We start from the raw sequence: 19,379 nt of genomic DNA, 5'->3' as shown, positions 1-19,379 counted from the left end.
TCCGTCAGGGGACCCGCCGCACATCACAAAGGCACGGCGGAAAATTGTAAGCGATTTGTTAGATAAGGTCTTGCCGGAAAAATTCAATCTCAGCGTTGCGATGCCGCAAGACGAAGGCCGAGGCCGACGAAAGCGCTGCCGACCGTGCGGTCGAGCCACTTCCTGACACCCGGCTTGCCGGAAAAGCGCGCCGTGACACTGCCCGCAACCCAGGCGACGAGGCTGGTCCACACCGTGCTCATCGCGACGAACACGCCGCCGAGGGTCAGGAACGCCAATGCCTTGTGCGGGCTGTCGGCCGACACGAATTGCGGGAAGAACGACACGAAGAACAGCACCACCTTCGGGTTCAGCACGTTGGTCCAGAAACCCTGCATGAACAGCTGGCGCAGCGGCTTCGCGGCTTGCGCGGCCGCCTTGCCCGACGGCTCGGCCGCCTGCTTCGCGATGATCATCCGCACGCCGAGATAGATCAGGTAGGCGGCGCCAACCAGCTTGATCACCGTGAACGCGGCAGCCGATGCCGCGAGCAGCGCGGTCAGGCCGAATGCGCAGGCGAGCGCGTGCACGCAGCAGCCGGCCGAAATGCCCAACGCCGACATCAGCCCCGCGCCGCGGCCCTGCGCGACACTGCGGCCGACGATATAGGCCGTATCGGGGCCGGGCGTGACGTTCAGCAGGAAGACTGCCAGCACGAAGAAGCCGAAATGGGTGATGCCGAACATGAAAACCTCGAAACCTGAGAGCGCAGGGAAATTCTACGCGCGCCTGCCGCACCGTGCGACTCGGCCGTCCGGCCGATTGCGCACGTCCGGCAGGCCGTGTCGAATGGCGGTCAGGCCGCCTCAGGCAACGTCGGTCAGCGCAAAACGCTGGCCCGCGGCGAGCGGCGAACCGGCCAGGAACTCGCGGGCGGGCAGCCGCTTGCCGCCCGGCTTCTGCAACTGCGTGATGCGCAGCGCACCGCTGCCGCACGCGACGACCACGCCTTCCGGCGCGGCTTCGACGATCGTGCCGGGCAGCGCGTCGCCGCGCGCCGCCACGGGCTCGGCCGCCCACAGCTTGATCGCCGCGCCATCGAGCGTCGCGACGCCGCCCGGGAACGGATCGAACGCACGCACCTGGCGCGCGAGCACGTCGGCCGGCTTGCGCCAGTCGAGCGCCGCTTCGTGCTTGCCGATCTTTTCCGCGTAAGTCACGCCGTCGGCCGGTTGCGGCGTGGCCGGCAGCACACCGTCGCGCTCGAGCTGCACGAGCGCGTCGACGATCAGTCGCGCCCCTTCGGCAGCGAGCCGGTCGTGCAGGGTCGCGGTCGTCTCGTCCGGCGCGATCGCGATGCGCGCCTCCTCGATCATCGCGCCGGTGTCGAGGCCGATGTCCATCTGCATCAGCGTGACGCCCGTCTCGGCGTCGCCGGCCTCGATCGCGCGGTGGATCGGCGCGGCGCCGCGCCAGCGCGGCAGCAGCGATGCGTGAATATTGATGCAGCCGCCACGCGGAATGTCGAGCACCTCCTGCGGCAGCAGCAGGCCGTATGCGGCGACCACCATCACGTCATGCGGAGTCGAGCGCAGCAGCTTGATCGCGTCGGCCGCCTCCGCCGGGTACTTGCCCGTGCGCCGCAGCGACGGCGGCTGCGCGACGGGCACCCCGTGCTCGACGGCATAGCGCTTCACCGCGCTTGCCTGCAGCTTCATCCCGCGCCCGGCAGGGCGATCGGGCTGGGTCAGCACGAGCGGCACCGGAAAACCGGCCTCGTGGATCGCGGCCAGGGCAGCCGCGGCAAATTCCGGCGTGCCGGCAAAAATCACGCGCAACGTATGGGTCATGACAGCTTTCGGGGTCGGGCAGGGCGAACGCGCGTCACATCGCGCGTTCGAGTTTCTTCATCTTCGTCTTGATGCGCGTCTGCTTGAGCGGCGACAGGTATTCGACGAACACGCGCCCCATCAGGTGATCCATCTCGTGCTGGACGCACACGGCCAGCAGGCCCTCGCAGTCGAGCTCGAAGGTCTCGCCCTGCTCGTTGAGCGCACGCACGCGCACATGATCGGGACGCTCGACTTCGTCATAGATGCCGGGCACCGACAGGCACCCCTCTTCGTAGATCTGCTTCTCGTCGCTCGACCATACGATCTCGGGGTTGATGAACGCGCGCAGCTCGTTCTTCTCCTCGGAGACGTCGATCACGATCACGCGCTCGTGCACGTCGACCTGCGTGGCCGCCAGGCCAATGCCGGGCGCTGCGTACATGGTTTCGGCCATGTCGGCGACGAGCTTGCGGATCCGGTCGTCGACCTTGTCGACGGGCTTTGCGACCTTGTGCAGCCGCTTGTCGGGGTAATGAAGAATATTGAGTAAAGCCATGGCGTTCGGTATTCGTGGGGCGGCATGCCGCATCGGCCATCCGGCCAGCTGGCGGTGCCGCCGGGATGCAATGAAGATGAGGCGGACGCGCGGCGAATCAATGCCGCGGATCATGCCTCCTGCAATTGGCCGGGCGCCTGCGCGCGCGGCCCTGTCGAGTATTTCGGATGATGAAAATTTTATCATGGCGCCACGCGGTCCGCTGGCCGCCGCATTCGAGGAGCGCCTCATGTCGCCGCAAGTGCTGACCGCCTCCGCGCTGCGCGCGTGGCTGCAGCTCGCGCATGCGCCCGGCCTCGCACCCGCCGTGCTGCAGGCACTGCTCGACGCGTTCGGCTCGCCGGATGCGCTGCTGCGCGCGTCCGGCGAGGCGATCGCCGCCGCAACCAGCCCCGCCGCGGCACAGGCCGTGCGCGCGAGCGAGCGCGGCGACCTCGACGCGCGCACCGACGCCGTGCTCGCCTGGCTCGACGCACCGGGCAACGCGCTCGTCACGCTCAACGATCCGGCCTATCCGCCGCGGCTGCGCGACCTGCACGATCCGCCTCCGCTGCTATATGTAAAGGGCCGTCTCGACCTGCTGCACGCGCGCGGTCTCGCCGTGGTCGGCAGCCGCCACGCGACGCCGCAGGGTCTCGCCGACGCGACGCGCTTCGCCCGCGAGCTGTCCGACGCCGGGCTTCCGATCGTGTCGGGCCTCGCGCTCGGAATCGACGGCGCCGCGCATCGCGGCGGGCTCGACGGCCGGTCAGGCACGGTCGCGGTGATCGCGACCGGCGCCGATCTCGTCTATCCGGCGCGACACCGTGCGCTCGCCCACGAAATCGCCGCTCACGGCGCGATCGTGTCGGAATGGCCGCTCGGCACACCGGCCCGCGCCGCACACTTCCCGCAACGCAACCGGCTGATCGCCGCGCTCGCGATCGGCGTACTCGTCGTCGAGGCCGCCCCGCGCTCCGGCTCGCTGATCACCGCGCGGCTCGCGAACGAACTGGGGCGCGATGTGTTCGCGATGCCGGGCTCGATCCATGCGCCGCTCGCGCAGGGCTGCCACGCACTGATCCGCGACGGCGCGAAGCTGACGGCGGCGCCGCTCGACGTGCTCGAGGAGTACGGGCTGGGCGAACCGGCGGTTCGCGCGGCGGGCGATGCATCGTGCACCGGAAATCAGCTCGCCAGCGCCGCCAGCCTCCGCGGAACCGGGGCCGCCGGCGTCACACAGGCCGATCCGGCCGATCCGCTCGTTGCAGCCGGCCCGCCGGCGCGAGTCGAGGCATCGCCGGCGCTACCCTACAGCCCGTCCGAACAGGCCGTACTCGCCGCGCTGGGATACGGCCCCGTCACCTACGAATGGCTCGCCGAACACAGCGGCCTGGCCGACGACGTGCTGCACGGCGCGCTGCTTGCGCTCGAGCTGGCCGGTCGCGTCGCGAGCGTCCCCGGCGGACGCTTCGCGCGCCTTGACGCAGCGCCCACCCCGGCCGCGCACGGCGTGCTACATTCCCCCGCATAGGGGCGGCCAAGCCGCCGACGATATCCAAGGAAATCCATGCCCGCGCTGAACCTCGACACCGATGCGGATCGGATCGCCGAGCGCCTCGCCGATCCCGGCACGTTGCTCGTCGCCTGCCTGTGCGCCGAGTGGTGCGGCACGTGCCGCGACTACCGGACGGCCTTCGACCAGCTCGCCGACGCGCATCCGGACGCCTGCTTCGCCTGGATCGACATCGAAACGCATGCCGACCAGCTCGACGATCTCGACGTCGAGAACTTCCCGACGATCCTGATCGAAGATACCCATACCGCACGTTTCTTCGGCACGGTGCTGCCGCATGCGGCAATCGTCGAGCGGATGCTGTCCGACCTGAGTGCGGTACCCGGTGCGCCGCACGCACCGAAATTGCGCAACGTCCTGACCGTCGAAGCCTGAATTTGCGAGCCGGCCCGGCGGTTTTGCGCCCGTTTGCGCGCGCCGCCGCGCCGGGCGCTTGCCGCCGTTGCAGGCCCCCTCTATGATGAGCCGCTTTTTGCACGCCGAGCCGCCGTCGCGTCGGCGTGTGCTATAAAGCGGTCGTTAAAGGGCCCCACAACCGGCGAACCCGGTCTACCAACACACACCTGTCATGTCCAAAGCACTGATCATTGCGGAAAAGCCTTCTGTCGCGAACGACATCGCACGCGCTTTGGGCGGCTTTACCAAGCATGACGAGTATTACGAGAGCGACGATTTCGTCCTTTCGTCCGCTGTCGGCCACTTGCTGGAAATCGCCGCCCCGGAAGAGTACGAGGTCAAGCGCGGGAAATGGAGCTTCGCGCATCTGCCCGTCATCCCCCCGCATTTCGACCTGAACCCGATCGCAAAAAGCGAGTCGCGCCTCAAGGTGCTCACGAAGCTGATGAAGCGCAAGGACGTCGACCGCCTGATCAACGCATGTGACGCGGGGCGCGAGGGCGAGCTGATTTTCCGCCTGATCGCGCAGCACGCGAAGGCGAAGCAGCCGGTTCAGCGCCTGTGGCTGCAGTCGATGACCCCGCAGGCGATCCGCGACGGCTTCGCGAACCTGCGCAGCGACACCGACATGCAACCGCTCGCCGACGCCGCACGCTGCCGCTCGGAAGCCGACTGGCTCGTCGGGATCAACGGCACCCGTGCGATGACCGCGTTCAACAGCAAGGGCGGCGGCTTCTTCCTGACGACAGTTGGCCGCGTTCAGACGCCAACGTTGTCGATCGTCGTCGAACGCGAAGAGAAAATCCGCCGCTTCATCCCGCGCGACTACTGGGAAGTGAAGGCGGAATTCGCGTGCGCGGGCGGCTTCTACGAAGGCAAGTGGTTCGACCCGAAATTCAAGCGCGACGAATTCGATCCGGAAAAGCGCGACTCCCGCCTGTGGAGCCTGCCGGCTGCCGAAACGATCGTCGCCGCGTGCCGCGACCAGGTCGGCACGGTCTCGGAGGAATCGAAGCCGTCGACACAACTGTCGCCGCTGCTGTTCGACCTGACGAGCCTGCAGCGCGAAGCGAACAGCCGCTTCGGATTCTCCGCGAAGAACACGCTCGGTCTCGCGCAGGCGCTGTATGAAAAGCACAAGGTGCTGACCTACCCGCGTACCGACGCGCGCGCGCTGCCGGAAGACTATCTGTCGACGGTCCAGTCCACGCTCGAGATGCTCAAGGAGAGCAACAACTACCTGCCGCATGCGAAGCAGGTGCTCGACAAGGGCTGGGTGAAGCCGAACAAGCGCATCTTCGACAACTCGAAGATCAGCGACCACTTCGCAATCATCCCGACGCTGCAGGCACCGAAGTCGCTGTCCGAGCCGGAGCAGAAGCTGTACGACATGGTCGTGAAGCGCTTCCTCGCCGTGTTCTTCCCGGCCGCCGAATTCCGCGTCACGACGCGGATCACCGAAGTCGCCGGCCATCACTTCAAGACCGAGGGCAAGGTGCTCGTCGAGCCGGGCTGGCTGCAGGTGTACGGCCGCGACGCCGAAGGCGCGGATGCGAACCTCGTGCCGGTGCAGAAGGACGAGAAGGTGAAGACGGACGAAATCGCCGCCGTCGCGCTCGTCACGAAGCCGCCCGCACGCTATTCGGAAGCGACGCTGCTGTCCGCGATGGAAGGCGCGGGCAAGCTCGTCGAGGACGACGAACTGCGCGAAGCCATGGCCGCGAAGGGCCTCGGCACGCCGGCCACGCGTGCGGCGATCATCGAAGGCCTGCTCGGCGAAAAGTACCTCGTGCGTGAAGGCCGCGAACTGATCCCGACCGCGAAGGCGTTCCAGCTGATGACGCTGCTGCGCGGCCTCGGCGTGAAGGAACTGACCGCGCCGGAGCTCACCGGCGAATGGGAATACAAGCTGTCGCAGATGGAGCGCGGCAACCTCGGGCGCGACGCCTTCATGCAGGAAATCGCCCGCATGACGCAGCAGATCGTCAAGCGCGCGAAGGAATACGATTCCGACACGATCCCCGGCGATTACGCGACGCTCGAGACGCCGTGTCCGAACTGCGGCGGCCAGGTGAAGGAAAACTACCGCCGCTTCGCGTGCACGAAGTGCGAGTTCTCGATCTCGAAGATCCCGGGCAGCCGGCAGTTCGAGATCGCGGAAGTCGAGGAACTGCTGCGGGAAAAGACGATCGGCCCGCTTTCCGGATTCCGCAGCAAGATGGGTCGCCCGTTCTCGGCGATCCTGAAGCTCTCGTTCGACGACGAGACGAAGAACTACAAGCTCGAGTTCGATTTCGGCCAGGATACGGGCGGCGAGGAAGGCGAGGCGCCCGACTTCTCCACGCAGGAACCGGTCGGCGCGTGCCCGAAGTGCAAGGGCCGCGTGTTCGAGCACGGGATGAGCTACGTGTGCGAGCACTCGGTGGCCAACCCGAAGACGTGCGACTTCCGCTCGGGCAAGGTGATCCTGCAGCAGGAAATCTCGCGCGAGCAGATGGGCAAGCTGTTGGCCGACGGCCGCACGGATCTGCTGCCGAACTTCAAGTCGTCGCGTACCGGCCGCAACTTCAAGGCGTTCCTCGTGAAGCAGCCGGACGGCAAGATCGGCTTCGAGTTCGAGAAGAAGGAACCGAAAGCCGCCGCTGCGAAGAAGACTGCGAAATCGGCGACGAAGGATGCCGAAACCGTGACGGAAGGTGCAGACGAGAAACCGGCACCGGCTCGCAAGACCGCCGCGAAGACTGCCGCCACCAAGACGGCGGCTCGCAAGACGACGACCCGCAAGACGGGCTCGTAACAGCCTGGACTGGACGCCGGGCGGGCTTTCTCCCGGCGCGTCCTGCTTCGGCAGGCAGCCATAAAAAAACGCGGATCGACTGCTCGATCCGCGTTTTTTCTTTGTGCCGGCGGTAACCGACGCCCGGCCGCCCGGGCCGTCGCGCCGTTACAGCGGCGACGGCGCCGCGACGCGCGTGCGCGGCGAACGCGGCAGGCGCGGCGACAGGTTCGGGTCGGCCGATTCCGGTTGCTCGGCACGCGTCTCGACACCGATCGGCGCGAGCGCGGAGCTCTGCGCGGCCCATTGCTCACCCATCGTCGCGTCGGTCGAGTGGCTGAAGTGCTCGACGAGGTGGTCGATGAACGTGCGCACCTTCGCGGGCAGATGGCGCCGGCTCGGGTAAGCGATGTTGATCTCGACCTGCGGCAGCCGGAAATCCGGCAGCAACCGCACGAGCGCACCGCGCGCGATGTCGCTGCCGATCAGGTAGCTCGGCAGGATCGCGACACCCATCCCGAGCAGCGCGAACTGGCGCAGCATCGCGGTGTTGTTCGCGACGATCACGTTGGTCGGGCGCACGCGCACCTCACCGTCCGGCCCCGTGAACACACGCTCGTCGCCCCAGTATTCGGTCGGCAGGCTCAGGCTCGGATGCTCGGCGAGATGCTCCGGATGGGTCGGCACGCCGTGCTTCTCCAGATAGCTCGGCGTCGCGCACACGGTCATGCAGCCGGTGGTCAGGCGCCGTGTGACGATGCTCGCGCTGCGCATCTGGCGCGTGACGACGATGCCGACATCGAAACCTTCCTCGACCAGATCGACCTGCCGGTCGACCAGCGTGAGATCCGGCACCACCTTCGGGAAATTCTCCGTGTATGACTGCAACACGGGCGCGAGGTTATGCAGGCCGAACACGACCGGCGCGACGATGCGCAGCGTGCCGACCGGCTCGTGATTGCGTGCGACGACCATCTGCTCGACGTCTTCCAGCTCATCGAGGATCTGGCGGGCACGCTCCAGATAGACCTGGCCTGACTCGGTCAGGGAAAGGCTGCGCGTGGTGCGGTTCAGCAAACGCGTGCCGAGCCTGCCCTCCAGATCGGCGACGTGACGCGTCGCGACCGCGTTGGAGATATCCATTGCACTCGCGGCCCGCGCGAAACTGCCGAGATCTGCAACCTTGACGAACACGCGCATCGACTGCAAATGATCCATAAACGACTCCTGCCGCTGTTACAACTTCAAAAAGATGAAGCAAATGCGTAATTCTCCTACGACAGCGGAAATGATGCAGAGTTGCTCAACAAGGCCCCGGTTGACGATAAAAATAGTCAAAAATCCTCGCCCTCTGCGGATAGTTGATCCAATTATTCCGATTGGGACAACAATTGGGTGAACCTCGTCGTGTAAGCGGCCGAATCAGGAAGGACTTATTTGATGCGACACAACAGCGCACCCTTCTGCCCTGCCCGCGAGCGGCGCCGGGTCAGGCCGCCGCCAATTGCGGCGGAGCGTAACAACCTGTTAAAAAGACACCACGAAGGCGGCTGACATAGCATCATGTCGGCCCCGGCCGGGCGGGACGGGTGCGCGAGGTGCGCCGCCGCCACCGCCGCTTTCAACGCGCGACACCCGCTCATCATGAAAATTGCCATCCTCGACGACTACCAGGACGCCGTCCGCAAGCTGAACTGCTTCGAGATGCTTGCCGGCCACGACGTGAAGGTCTTCAACAATACGGTGCGCGGATTGGGACAACTCGCCAGCCGTCTGGCGGAAGTCGAGGCGCTCGTGCTGATTCGCGAACGGACCCCGATTTCGTCGCAACTGCTCGCAAAGCTGCCGAACCTGCGCATGATCAGCCAGACCGGCCGCGTGTCGAGCCACATCGATCTCGAAGCCTGTACCGACCGCGGCATCGCGGTGCTCGAAGGCACGGGCTCGCCGGTTGCCCCCGCCGAGCTGACCTGGGCGCTCGTGATGGCCGCCCAGCGCCGCATCCCTCAGTACGTCGCGAACCTGAAGCAGGGCGCCTGGCAGCAGTCGGGCCTGAAGACGTCGGCCATGCCGCCGAACTTCGGCCTCGGCCAGGTACTGCGCGGCCAGACGCTCGGCATCTGGGGCTACGGCAAGATCGGCCGGCTCGTCGCCGGCTACGGCAAGGCGTTCGGGATGAACGTGCTGATCTGGGGCCGCGAGCATTCGCTCGAGGCCGCGCGCGCCGACGGCTATACGGCCGCCGAAAGCCGCGAAGCGCTGTTCGAGCAGAGCGACGTGCTGTCGCTGCACCTGCGCATGCATGACGACACGCGCGGGATCGTGAAGCAGGAAGACCTGATGCGGATGAAGCCGACGTCGCTGCTCGTCAACACGAGCCGCGCCGAACTGCTCGAGGACAACGCACTGGTCAACGCGCTGTCGCACAACCGTCCGGGGATGGTCGCAATCGACGTGTTCGAGAGCGAGCCGATCCTGCAGGGCTACAGCCTGCTGCGAATGGAAAACGTGATCTGCACGCCGCACATCGGCTATGTCGAGCGCGAAAGCTACGAGCTCTACTTCAGCGCGGCGTTCCGCAACATCCTCGCGTTCGATGACGGCGACATGTCGAGCGTTGCCAACCCGGAAGCGCTGACGCCGATCCGCAAGCGCTGACCGCGCGGGCTGCGCACGCCGCAGCCCCGCCCCTCCATTCCCGATCGTCAGGCGGCCACGCGGCCGCCCGTCATCGCATCGACGCGCGTAAGGAAATGCTCGCCGTCGCGCCGACCGAGATCGTACGCATGCCGCATCTGCGACGGGCTCGTGTAATCCCAACTCGAAATCGGCACCTTGCTCGAAGGCTGGACGTACAGCCGGCGCTGCTCGCCATGCGCGACCGTGAACATCTGCGGGCGCGGATACAGCCGCGTGACGAGCACCAGCACGTCGCCCGGCGTCGGGTCGAGCGCGTCGACCGGCACGTTGTCGACCATCCCGCCGTCGAGCACCGGCCGGCCGCCGCGGCGCAGCACCGGCGTGAACGGCGGCGTGCAGGACGACTGCAGGATCAGGTCGGCGAGTTCCTCGACTTGCGTGCAGGCCTGCGCACGCACGAATTCGGGCCGAAAGCCGAGCGTGCGCCCGAGCGTCGGGTGCAGCGTCTTGCGCACGTACTTCTCGATGTTGTACGCGACGAGACCGGCGGCGACTGCGCTGCGCGCACCGAGCCAGCGCGGCACATGCGACACGCCGATGCGGATCTCCGGCGCCGCGGCAAGCTTCGCGAACGTTTCGCCGTAGATGTCGAGCAGCGCCTGACGGTAAATCCGGTAATGCGGAAACACGGGCTCGCGCCCGAACAGGTTGCCCCAGTACGCGTTCTTCCGGTTGTGGCGCAGCGCCTCTTCGTAATAGCGCATCACCCAGGCGGCGTCGCGTGTATACAGCATGCAGGCAGTTGCCGCGCCGGCCGAGATACCGGTGATCACGCGCGGGCGCAGGCCGAGCGCCGGCTGCGCGACGTCCCAGAAGCCGGCCTGCCACCAGCAGCGATTGCCGCCACCCGCAAAGACGATCTGGTCGAACATCGCGCCGCTCAGCTGACGAGCGCGTAGGTCGACGTCGCGTGAACGGCCATCTTGCCGTCTTCGTCGAACAGCTCGACTTCGCCGAATACGAGATTGCGGCCCATCCGCAGCACGCGCGCGGTGACGAGCACGTCGCCCTTGCGCACGGGACGCATGAAGTTCGTGTTCAACGACACGGTCGTCATCGGCCGGAACTCGCCGAGCGCGGCCGAGATCGCGACCACCATCGCTGTATCGGCGGCCGCCGTGAACACCTGGCCGCAGATCACACCGCCCGAATGGCGGAATTCGCCGGAAAACGGCAGGCGCAGCGTGACGCTGTCGTCGCCGATCGACACGGGGACCAGACCGAGCGAGCGGACCCAGGGGGCCAGCAGGCGATCCAGCAATTCGCGGACTGCGTTTTCGTCCATCTTCGAAAGCCCAGAAAGCGTTGCGCGACCGCCGCGCAACACGTGTGGCGTCATCATACCGGGAGCACGAAAACTGCGATCGCTCGTTATCGGGCCGGCAGCCACCGTTGTCGTGACGAAATATTCTCAGGAAATTCGCAGAAAGGACTTGCCAAGCCTGAAATGCTCGTGCATAATCTTTCTTCTGTTGGGGGCGTTAGCTCAGTTGGTAGAGCAGCGGACTCTTAATCCGTAGGTCGAGTGTTCGAGTCACTCACGCCCCACCAGGAATTTCAAAGGCCGGTCAGCGCAAGCTGACCGGCCTTTTCCGTTTACGCCGCTTTCCTGCCGTTTTTCATTTACGCCGACTCGCTTCGCGTTGCGCGCCCCTCGCGGTACGCGAGCGCACCCATCTTCCGCATCGTTTCCGCTAGAATCGTCCGACAAATATCACACGACCGGCGCAGGCACTGTGGTTCGCCCGCCGGCACTGAGAGAGCATGGGACGTCAGACATGGAAGCATGTGAACGGGACGCGACCATTCAGAGGGCCTGGTTGCGCCGATATCGGCCGGTTCGGCGGGTCACGCCATCCCCCCGATCAAGCCGGAATCCGCAGTGCGAAGCACGACGAACCGGATCCGGTCATGCCGGGTAGGGACGCACTCGTCGCAATGGCGCTCGGCGTCGTGCTGCTCGTACTGGCCGCCATGCTCGCCGTGACGGCCGGGCAGGCGACCGGCCAGCTGGTCCGTGCACCGGGCACGGTCGTGCGCATCGTGCAGGACAGCGACGCGATGCGCGCGTACCGGCCGATCGTCGCGTACCTCGCGAACGACGGCCAGCGTCGCGAAGTCGCCGGCAATACCGCATCGACCGTCCCCGCCTACGACATCGGCGAGAACGTCGAGGTATGGCTCGACCCCGGCCACCCCGAACGCCCCGCGCTGATCGACGATTTCGCGCAACGCTGGTTTCCGGCAATCGTGCCGGCGCTGCTCGCCATCGCATCGTTCGCGATCGGCGGCCTGCTGATCGCCGGCGAGCGCCGCCGCCGGTCGTCCGCCCCGCCGCCGGTCCGCCGCGCCCGCAAGCACGTGCGCAGCCGCTGGGATATCGCGATCGTGCTGATTCCGATCGCGATCGGCACGGGCTTCATCGCCGGCGCCGGTGCGGCCGGCCTGCGCCAGTGGCAGGTCATCCACCACTATGCGCGTTCCACCGGCCATGTCGTCGAGATCGCGAAAAACACGCACTCGCCCCGCGCGCGCACGTCGCTGTATTCGGCGATTGTCGCGTTCACGACCGACAGCGGACGCCAGATCAAGTTCGCGCAGGGTGCGGCGTCGTCGCATCCGGGCCTGCACGAAGGCGAAGCGGTCAACGTGCTGTACGACCCCGTCACACCCGAGCGCGCGGTGGTCGACCGCTTCTGGGATCACTGGGGCCTCACGGCCATCCTGTTCGCGATCGGCGCGCCGTTCCTTGCGACCGGGCTGTTCATCGCCGCGACGCTGTGGCCGGAACACCCGCCGCACGAAGCCGCGCCATGACGTTCGCGTGCCGGCCGCGGACCGCGCGGCACGACGACCGGCTCGGCGCGCACGTCACCGCTCCCTGAACGCCTCCACTTTCGCCCGGTTCCCGCAGGTGCGCATGTCGCACCAGCGCCGCCCGACGCCGCGCCCGCGATCGACGAAGAACCACGTGCAACGGCCGCACTGGCGCACGCGCGCAAAATCGTCGCTGCGCAGCAGATGCTCGAACCCGAGTGCGGCCGCGTCGACCCAGCGCGACGCGACGCGCGCGTCGGGCCGCCACGCGAACCGGCCGTCGACCGCATCGAACGCGCTGCGCCCGATCGCCTCGCGGATCGCAACGGCGAGCCGGCCCGCCGCGCGCGCGCCGGCAGTGCCGCCACTGCCGGCCGTCAGGTGTGCGATCGCGCTGTAAGCCTCCTCGCGAAAGCGATGCAGCGCGACCAGCGCGTCGGCGTCGTCCTGCCGCGCATGACGCAGAAGCCGCGCCAGATCGGCCGGCGCCAGCAACCCCGATCGCTCCGCCCACGCATGCACGGCCGGCCAGTCGGCGAACTTGTCCGCGTCGCGCGTCTTGCCCGTGTCGGCCACCGTGTTGAGGAAGTCGAGCGCCGGATGGCCGCCGACGAAATCGGCTGCCCCCCATTCATGCGCATGTCGCACGGGTTCGTGTCGAGTAACCATTTATTTTCACCTATCGGTTTCACACCCGGACGATCCGGAGTAACCTGTTAACAACCAAAACAGGTTAGCACGGAGATGCCGATGCTCGAACTCGCCAACCGCTTCACTTTCGAAGGCCACCGGATTGCCTGGGGAACGTTCGGCGAAGGCCCGCCGCTCGTGCTCGTGCACGGCACGCCGTTTTCGTCGCAGGTGTGGCGGCGGATCGCACCGTGGCTCGCGCGCCGTCATCGCGTGTTCTTCTACGACCTGCTCGGCTACGGTCAATCCGACATGCCCGATGCGGACGTGTCGCTCGGCCGCCAGAACGCGCTGTTCGGCGCGATGCTCGACGAGTGGAACATTTCGCGACCGCGCGTGCTCGCGCACGACTACGGCGGCGCCACCGTGCTGCGCGCGCACTTCCTCGACGGCGTCGCCTATGCGGATCTCACGCTCGTGAACCCGGTCGCGATTGCGCCGCAGGGTTCGCCGTTCGTGCGCCACGTCGCGCAGCACGAAGCCGCCTTCACCGGATTGCCCGCGTATGCGCATCACGCACTCGTGTCGGCCTATCTCGGCAACGCCGTCGCCCGGCCGCTGAGCGACGAGGCGCTGTCGATCTACCGCGCGCCGTGGCTCACGCCAGCCGGCCAGGCCGCGTTCTATCGCCAGATCGCGCAGATGCGCCAGCACTACATCGAGGAAGCCGAGGCCCGTTACGCGCCGCCGGACTTTCCGGTGCGCATCGTGTGGGGCGAGGACGACGCGTGGATTCCGCTCGAACAGGGGCAGGCGCTGGCCGATCGCATCGCCGGCGGCCAACTGATCAGGGTGCCGCGCGCGGGCCACCTGGTGCAGGAAGATGCGCCGGAAGCGATCGTCGCGGCGGTGCTCGACCGGCCCGGGAAAGGTTGACGCCGCCTGTACCGCTTGTCGCGTGCCGCGTCAGAACACCGGCACGCCCTGCGCGAGCGTCGAGATGAACTTCGCGGTGCGCGGATCGCGCGGGCCGCCGAACAGGTCGCGCGATGCGCCGGCCTCGACCACGCGCCCCTCCGCGAGAAACACCGCGTCGTGCGCGATCGACGCGGCCAGGCGCAGGTCGTGCGTCGCCATCAGCATCGTCGTGCCTTCGCGCGCGAGCTGGCGCAGCACCTCGACGACTTCGACGGACAGCTCCGGATCGAGTGCCGACGTCGGCTCGTCGCACAGCAGCACCTGCGGCGACGGTGCAAGCGCACGTGCGATCGCGACGCGTTGCTGCTGGCCGCCCGACAGCGTGCCGGGCCACGCGTCGGCCTTGTTCGCGATACCGACCTTCTCGAGCAGCGCGAGCGCGCGTTCGCGGGCCCGTTCGCGCGACCAGCGCTGCACGGTGACGAGCCCTTCCATCACGTTCTGCACGACGCTCAGGTGCGGAAACAGCTGAAAGTTCTGGAACACCATGCCGGTCTGTCGGCGCACCGCGAACACGGCGTCGCGCGCCGGCCGGTGCGCCGGCGAGAAGTCGATGCGGGCGTCGCCGACCGTCAGCGCACCTGCCTCGGGTACTTCGAGCAGGTTCACGCAACGCAGCAGCGTGCTCTTGCCGCTGCCGGACGGCCCGATCAGCGCCGTCACGCTGCCGGGCTGCAAGGCGAGGTCGATCCCGTGCAACACGCGCTGCGTGCCGAACGACTTGTCGATGCGTTCGAGCCGGATCATCGCAACTCCGCCTGGAACAGCGCGTGACGGCCGAAGCGGGTTTCGAGGCGACGCTGCAGCGTGGACAGCACCGAACTGAGCAGCAGATAGATCAGCGCGGCTTCCGTATAGAGGATCATCGGTTCGTAGGTCACGGCCGCGATCCGCTGCGCGGCCTGGAAGATCTCCGGCACGGTCAGCACGGCCGCGAGCGACGTGTCCTTCACCAGCGAAATGAACGAATTCGACAAAGCCGGCAGCGCGACGCGCGCGGCCTGCGGCAGGATCGCGCGGCGCAGCGCCTGCGGGCGCGTCATCGCCATCGAGTACGCGGCCTCCCACTGCCCCTTCGGAATCGATTCGATCACGCCGCGGATCACCTCCGCGTTGTACGCGCCGACGTTCAGCGAGAAGCCGATCACGGCGGCCGTCAGCGGATCGAGCACGATGCCGACGCTCGGCAGGCCGTAGAAGATCACGAACAGCTGCACGAGCAGCGGCGAGCCGCGAAACAGCCAGATGTAGAACCGCACGGCGGCCTGTGCCCAGCGCGGCCCGAACAGCCGCACGAGCGCCGCGCCGAACGCGAGCAGCAGGCCGATCGCGAACGACGCGAGCGTGAGCGGAACCGTGAACACGAGCCCCGCGACGAGCAGGGGCTTCAGCGATTCCGCCATCAGGTGAAGCCAGGCCGGCATCGTTCAGCCTCGCGTCACGGCTGCGACACGTCGCGGCCGAAATACTTCTGCGAGATCTTCGCGTAGGTGCCGTCGGCCTTGATGTCCGCGAGCGCCTTGTCGATCGCGGCCACCAGCGCGGGGCTGCCCTTGCGCAGCAGCACGCCCGATGCATCGCTGGCGCCGCCCGTGTCGGTCGCCGCGATCTTCAGTTTCGCGTCCGGCTTGTGCTTGCGGAAATCGAGGTACGACAGCGAATCGTTGATCGTCGCGTCGACGCGGCCCGAGCTCAGCAGGTCGATCGATTCGTTGAAACCCTGCACCGGCACGACGTCCGCGCCATGCGCGGCCGCGAGCTTGCCGAAATTGCTGGTGAGCGTGTTCGCGGACTTCTTGCCCTTCAGGTCGTCGAACGAGCGGATCGTCGTGTTGTCCGCGCGCACGATCAGCACCGCGCGCGACGTGATGTACGGCGTGGAGAAATCGTATTTCGCCTTGCGCGCGTCGGTGATCGACACTTCGTTGACGACCGCGTCGTAGCGGTTCACGTCGAGGCCGGCGATCAACCCGTCCCACTTGCCTTCGACGAACTGCGGCTTCACGCCGAGACGCTGCGCGATCGCGGTCGCGATGTCGACGTCGAAGCCCGTCAGCTTGCCGGTCTCGTCGTGGTACGTGAACGGCGCGTACGTCCCTTCGGTGCCGACCCGGAACACGCCGGACGACTTGATCTGCGACAGGTCGTCGGCAGCCAGTGCGCTCGTGACCGAAACGGCCTGCAGCATGGCGACGACCAGGATGGAGCGAAGGATTTTCATGGTGCGGACCCCGAATGATTGGAGGGAGTGATCCCGCGGCACGCGCGTGCCGTTCGATAAGTCCGCGAATTCTACCGATGCGTCGAGGCACGGCAAAAACGCAAATCGGCTATCGATATGAGCCGATCGAATAACGCGTCGATCAACGCTCGGACTGACGCGCGCACCGGCCGCGAAACCGGTGCACGCGGCTTACACACCGCTTACCACGGCAGCGAATACGTCTTCGTATTCGTGAAGCTCTTCATCGCTTCCTGCACGCCTTCCTTGTACCCCAGCCCCGAGTCCTTCACGCCGCCGAACGGCGTCAGCTCGAGCCGGTAGCCCGGCACTTCGCGCACGTTCACGCTGCCGACTTCCAGCTCGGTGATGAAACGCGTGATGTGGTCGAAGCGGTTCGTGCACACCGACGACGACAGCGCATAGTCGGTGCTGTTCGACATCCTGATCGCTTCGTCGATGTCGCGGAAACGCATGATCGGCGACACGGGCCCGAACGTCTCGTATTTCACGAGCGGCATGTCGGGCGTCACGCGATCGATCACCGTCGGCGAATACAGCGCGCCGTCGCGCACGTTGCCGACCAGCAGCCGCGCCCCGCGCGCGATCGCGTCGTTCACCTGCTGCTCGCAGAACTTCGCGGCCGCTTCGTCGATCACCGTACCCATGTCCACCGACGGATCGGCCGGATTGCCGTACGACCACGCGCGCGTTTTTTCGACGACCAGCTCCGTAAAGCGATCGGCCACCGACTCGTGCACGAGCATCCGCTTGATCGCCGTGCAGCGCTGCCCCGAGTTCTTGTACGAACCCGATACCGCGAGCGTGCTCGCTTCGTCGAGATCGGCGTCTTCCATCACGATGATCGGATCGTTGCCGCCGAGTTCGAGCACCGCGCGCCGGTAGCCCATCCGCGCCGCGATCGACTTGCCGATCGATACGCCGCCGGTGAACGTGATGAGGTCGATCGCCGGGTTCGTGATCAGTTCGTCGGCGATCTCCTTCGGGTCGCCGGTTAGCACCTGCAGCATCTGCGGCGGCAGGCCCGCTTCGTACAGGATGTCCGCGAACAGGTAGCACGACAGCGGCACCTTCTCGGAAGGCTTCACGACGATCCGGTTGTTGGTCGCGATCGACGGCACGATCTTGTGCGCGACCTGGTTCATCGGGTGGTTGAAAGGCGTGATCGCCGAAATCACGCCGAGCAGCGGATCGCGCTGCGTGTACACGCGGCGCTTCTTGCCGTGCGGGGTCAGGTCGCACGAGAAGATCTGACCGTCGTCCTTCAGCACTTCACCGGCGCCGAACGTCAGCACGTCGGCCACGCGGCCCGCCTCGTATGTCGAATCCTTGATGCACAACCCGGCCTCGGCCGTGATCAGCGCCGCGATCTCCGCCGTGCGCGCACGCACGATGTCGGCCGCGCGGCGCAGGATCGCCGCGCGATCGTGGCGCGTGAGCGCCGGCCGGTATGCACGCGCGGCCGCGAACGCGCGCCGCACGTCGTCGGGTGTCGCCTTCGGCACGGTGCCGACCAGCGCGCCGTCGTACGGGTTGCGCACTTCGATCACCGCGTCGCGATGAATCCGTTCGCCGTCGATTCGCAGTGCTTCGCGACGAATCTCGCGGACGTCCGTCGATGCTGCAATGGCGTTCATGAGTGTGTCCCCTTGCGGATGCGGATGCATCACTGCAGATGGTTGAGCGCGATGTCGATGATGTCGAAGTTGCGCAGCCGCGCGCGGCCCGTGACGTCGCCGGCGACCGGCTTGCTGAAGATCAGCGGCACGATCTGCTCGGAGATCCCGCCGTGCGAACGCAGCGGCACGTCGAGGCCCGACAGGTCGTGCTTGATGCGGCGCGTGCCGAGCACGACGTCCTGCTTCGAGATCACGATCAGGTCGCCCATGCGCGCGGGCGGCAGCTCGAAGCGCGCGCAGCCCTCGGCGCCCGTCAGCACGACCTCGATGCCGTCGACCGCGGCGAGCCGCGCGCGCAGCGCCTCGGCATCGGCCGACGCCGGCACGTAGACGGTCGCGAACGAGCCGAGCGCGCCGTGGTGCACGACGTACGGATCGGTGATCGGCAGGATCACGCGCGCCGCGTCGTGACCGAGCCACGCGTCGAACAGCTCCTGCAGGTAGATCACGTTCGGCTCGCCGGTTTCATCGTCGTGCTTCGCGTTCATCCCGTGGTCGGCCGTGATCGCGACGATCGCGCCGAGTTCGTCGAGGCGCTGCAGGTACGTGTCCATCATCGCGTAGAACGCGTTTGCGCCTTCCGTGCCGGGCGCGCACTTGTGCTGCACGTAGTCGGTGGTCGACAGGTACATCAGGTCGATCGGGCGCGTCTCGAGCAGGCGCACGCCGGCCGCGAACACGAATTCCGACAGGTCCGCGCTGTACACGCTCGGCACGGGCTTGCCGACCAGCTCGAGCACGTTGTCGATGCCGTTTTCCTCGACGGTCGCCTCGTCGGCCTTTTCCGACGAGAAGCAGATGCCCTTCAGCCCCTTGCCGAGGAGGCGGCGCAGCTTGTCCTTCGCGGTGACGACCGCGACGCGCGCCCCCTGCTCGGCGAAGGTCGCGAGCACGGTGGGGGCGACCAGGTACTTCGGATCGTTCATCAGCACCTCGGCGCCGGTGTCGCGATCGTAGAAATAGTTGCCGCTTATCCCATGCACCGCCGGCGGCACGCCCGTCACGATCGACAGGTTGTTCGGGTTCGTGAAGCTCGGCACCACGCACTCGCCCTTGAGCGCCGTGCCCGGTTTCAGCAGCGTGCGCAGGAACGGCGCGACGCCGGCCCCGGCGGCTTCCTCCAGGTATTCGTATGCGCAGCCGTCGACGCACACGACCACCACCGGCCGGCGCATCCAGTTGTAGCGGCGGCCGTTCACTTCCACGGATACAGGCGTTTCAGTCATGACGTTCATTCCT

18 protein-coding genes and 1 tRNA gene are annotated in these 19,379 nt (G+C 66.9%); 7 read left to right on the top strand and 12 right to left on the bottom strand.

Annotated features, from left to right (window positions below; all coding sequences use genetic code 11):
• Positions 1-89: 89 nt before the first annotated feature.
• The 3 genes from DPV79_RS21835 to def all read right to left on the bottom strand — a co-directional run bounded on the left by DPV79_RS21835 (position 90) and on the right by def (position 2,367).
• A complete protein-coding gene (locus DPV79_RS21835) occupies positions 90-725 on the bottom strand; it encodes a LysE family translocator (RefSeq protein WP_059688349.1) in 636 nt (211 codons plus the stop codon).
• Positions 726-845: 120 nt separating this feature from the next.
• A complete protein-coding gene (gene fmt / locus DPV79_RS21830) occupies positions 846-1,829 on the bottom strand; it encodes a methionyl-tRNA formyltransferase (RefSeq protein ID WP_113046455.1) in 984 nt (327 codons plus the stop codon).
• A 34-nt stretch (positions 1,830-1,863) separates the two neighbouring features.
• Positions 1,864-2,367 carry a peptide deformylase gene (gene def, locus DPV79_RS21825; RefSeq protein WP_011353573.1) on the bottom strand — a complete coding sequence of 168 codons (504 nt, stop codon included), beginning with the start codon at positions 2,365-2,367 and terminating at the stop codon, positions 1,864-1,866.
• A gap of 184 nt (positions 2,368-2,551) precedes the next feature.
• Here def and dprA point away from each other — a divergent pair, with 184 nt between their 5' ends.
• From dprA to DPV79_RS21810, 3 genes are all read left to right on the top strand, one after another.
• A complete protein-coding gene (gene dprA / locus DPV79_RS21820; RefSeq protein ID WP_244321795.1) occupies positions 2,552-3,880 on the top strand; it encodes a DNA-processing protein DprA in 1,329 nt (442 codons plus the stop codon).
• A gap of 36 nt (positions 3,881-3,916) precedes the next feature.
• Positions 3,917-4,297 carry a thioredoxin family protein gene (locus DPV79_RS21815; RefSeq protein ID WP_021159864.1) on the top strand — a complete coding sequence of 127 codons (381 nt, stop codon included), beginning with the start codon at positions 3,917-3,919 and terminating at the stop codon, positions 4,295-4,297.
• 193 nt (positions 4,298-4,490) lie between these two features.
• The gene (locus DPV79_RS21810; RefSeq protein ID WP_021159862.1) at positions 4,491-7,115 is read left to right on the top strand and encodes a DNA topoisomerase III; all 2,625 of its coding nucleotides are present in this window, start codon (positions 4,491-4,493) and stop codon (positions 7,113-7,115) included.
• 147 nt (positions 7,116-7,262) lie between these two features.
• Here DPV79_RS21810 and DPV79_RS21805 read toward each other — a convergent pair whose 3' ends face one another.
• A complete protein-coding gene (locus DPV79_RS21805; RefSeq protein ID WP_021159861.1) occupies positions 7,263-8,312 on the bottom strand; it encodes a LysR family transcriptional regulator in 1,050 nt (349 codons plus the stop codon).
• A 426-nt stretch (positions 8,313-8,738) separates the two neighbouring features.
• Here DPV79_RS21805 and DPV79_RS21800 point away from each other — a divergent pair, with 426 nt between their 5' ends.
• Positions 8,739-9,752: a D-2-hydroxyacid dehydrogenase family protein gene (locus DPV79_RS21800; RefSeq protein ID WP_021159860.1), complete on the top strand. Its 1,014-nt coding sequence runs from the start codon at positions 8,739-8,741 to the stop codon at positions 9,750-9,752.
• Positions 9,753-9,799: 47 nt separating this feature from the next.
• Here the strand turns inward: DPV79_RS21800 and DPV79_RS21795 are convergent, their stop codons facing one another.
• Positions 9,800-10,666: a patatin-like phospholipase family protein gene (locus tag DPV79_RS21795; protein WP_113046453.1), complete on the bottom strand. Its 867-nt coding sequence runs from the start codon at positions 10,664-10,666 to the stop codon at positions 9,800-9,802.
• A gap of 8 nt (positions 10,667-10,674) precedes the next feature.
• Positions 10,675-11,079 carry a PaaI family thioesterase gene (locus DPV79_RS21790; RefSeq protein ID WP_027785770.1) on the bottom strand — a complete coding sequence of 135 codons (405 nt, stop codon included), beginning with the start codon at positions 11,077-11,079 and terminating at the stop codon, positions 10,675-10,677.
• A 190-nt stretch (positions 11,080-11,269) separates the two neighbouring features.
• Here DPV79_RS21790 and DPV79_RS21785 point away from each other — a divergent pair.
• Positions 11,270-11,345: transfer RNA gene (locus tag DPV79_RS21785), tRNA-Lys, on the top strand.
• A 213-nt stretch (positions 11,346-11,558) separates the two neighbouring features.
• Positions 11,559-12,611 carry a DUF3592 domain-containing protein gene (locus tag DPV79_RS21780; RefSeq protein ID WP_113046452.1) on the top strand — a complete coding sequence of 351 codons (1,053 nt, stop codon included), beginning with the start codon at positions 11,559-11,561 and terminating at the stop codon, positions 12,609-12,611.
• A 54-nt stretch (positions 12,612-12,665) separates the two neighbouring features.
• Here DPV79_RS21780 and DPV79_RS21775 read toward each other — a convergent pair whose 3' ends face one another.
• The gene (locus tag DPV79_RS21775) at positions 12,666-13,280 is read right to left on the bottom strand and encodes a CGNR zinc finger domain-containing protein (RefSeq protein ID WP_113046451.1); all 615 of its coding nucleotides are present in this window, start codon (positions 13,278-13,280) and stop codon (positions 12,666-12,668) included.
• Positions 13,281-13,361: 81 nt separating this feature from the next.
• On the opposite strand from DPV79_RS21775, the gene DPV79_RS21770 reads away from it, so the two are divergent.
• Complete coding sequence (locus tag DPV79_RS21770) at positions 13,362-14,177, top strand: alpha/beta fold hydrolase (protein WP_060342955.1); 816 nt, start codon at positions 13,362-13,364, stop codon at positions 14,175-14,177.
• A 30-nt stretch (positions 14,178-14,207) separates the two neighbouring features.
• Here the strand turns inward: DPV79_RS21770 and DPV79_RS21765 are convergent, their stop codons facing one another.
• The 5 genes from DPV79_RS21765 to phnA form a co-directional block, all read right to left on the bottom strand.
• A complete protein-coding gene (locus tag DPV79_RS21765) occupies positions 14,208-14,966 on the bottom strand; it encodes an amino acid ABC transporter ATP-binding protein (protein WP_059554777.1) in 759 nt (252 codons plus the stop codon).
• The gene (locus DPV79_RS21760) at positions 14,963-15,643 is read right to left on the bottom strand and encodes an amino acid ABC transporter permease (RefSeq protein WP_027788824.1); all 681 of its coding nucleotides are present in this window, start codon (positions 15,641-15,643) and stop codon (positions 14,963-14,965) included. The genes DPV79_RS21765 and DPV79_RS21760 overlap by 4 nt, the downstream gene beginning before the upstream one ends.
• A 14-nt stretch (positions 15,644-15,657) precedes the next feature.
• Positions 15,658-16,440 carry an amino acid ABC transporter substrate-binding protein gene (locus DPV79_RS21755; protein ID WP_113046450.1) on the bottom strand — a complete coding sequence of 261 codons (783 nt, stop codon included), beginning with the start codon at positions 16,438-16,440 and terminating at the stop codon, positions 15,658-15,660.
• A gap of 203 nt (positions 16,441-16,643) precedes the next feature.
• A complete protein-coding gene (gene phnY, locus DPV79_RS21750) occupies positions 16,644-18,098 on the bottom strand; it encodes a phosphonoacetaldehyde dehydrogenase (RefSeq protein WP_113046471.1) in 1,455 nt (484 codons plus the stop codon).
• Positions 18,099-18,127: 29 nt separating this feature from the next.
• Positions 18,128-19,366, bottom strand: a complete 1,239-nt coding sequence (gene phnA / locus DPV79_RS21745; RefSeq protein ID WP_059551887.1) for a phosphonoacetate hydrolase — start codon at positions 19,364-19,366, stop codon at positions 18,128-18,130.
• Positions 19,367-19,379 lie beyond the last annotated feature (13 nt).

Origin of the sequence: Burkholderia reimsis, assembly GCF_003294055.1 — a bacterium.
GTDB classification, from domain to species: domain Bacteria; phylum Pseudomonadota; class Gammaproteobacteria; order Burkholderiales; family Burkholderiaceae; genus Burkholderia; species Burkholderia cepacia.
This window is presented reverse-complemented; position numbering and strand designations above follow the sequence as displayed.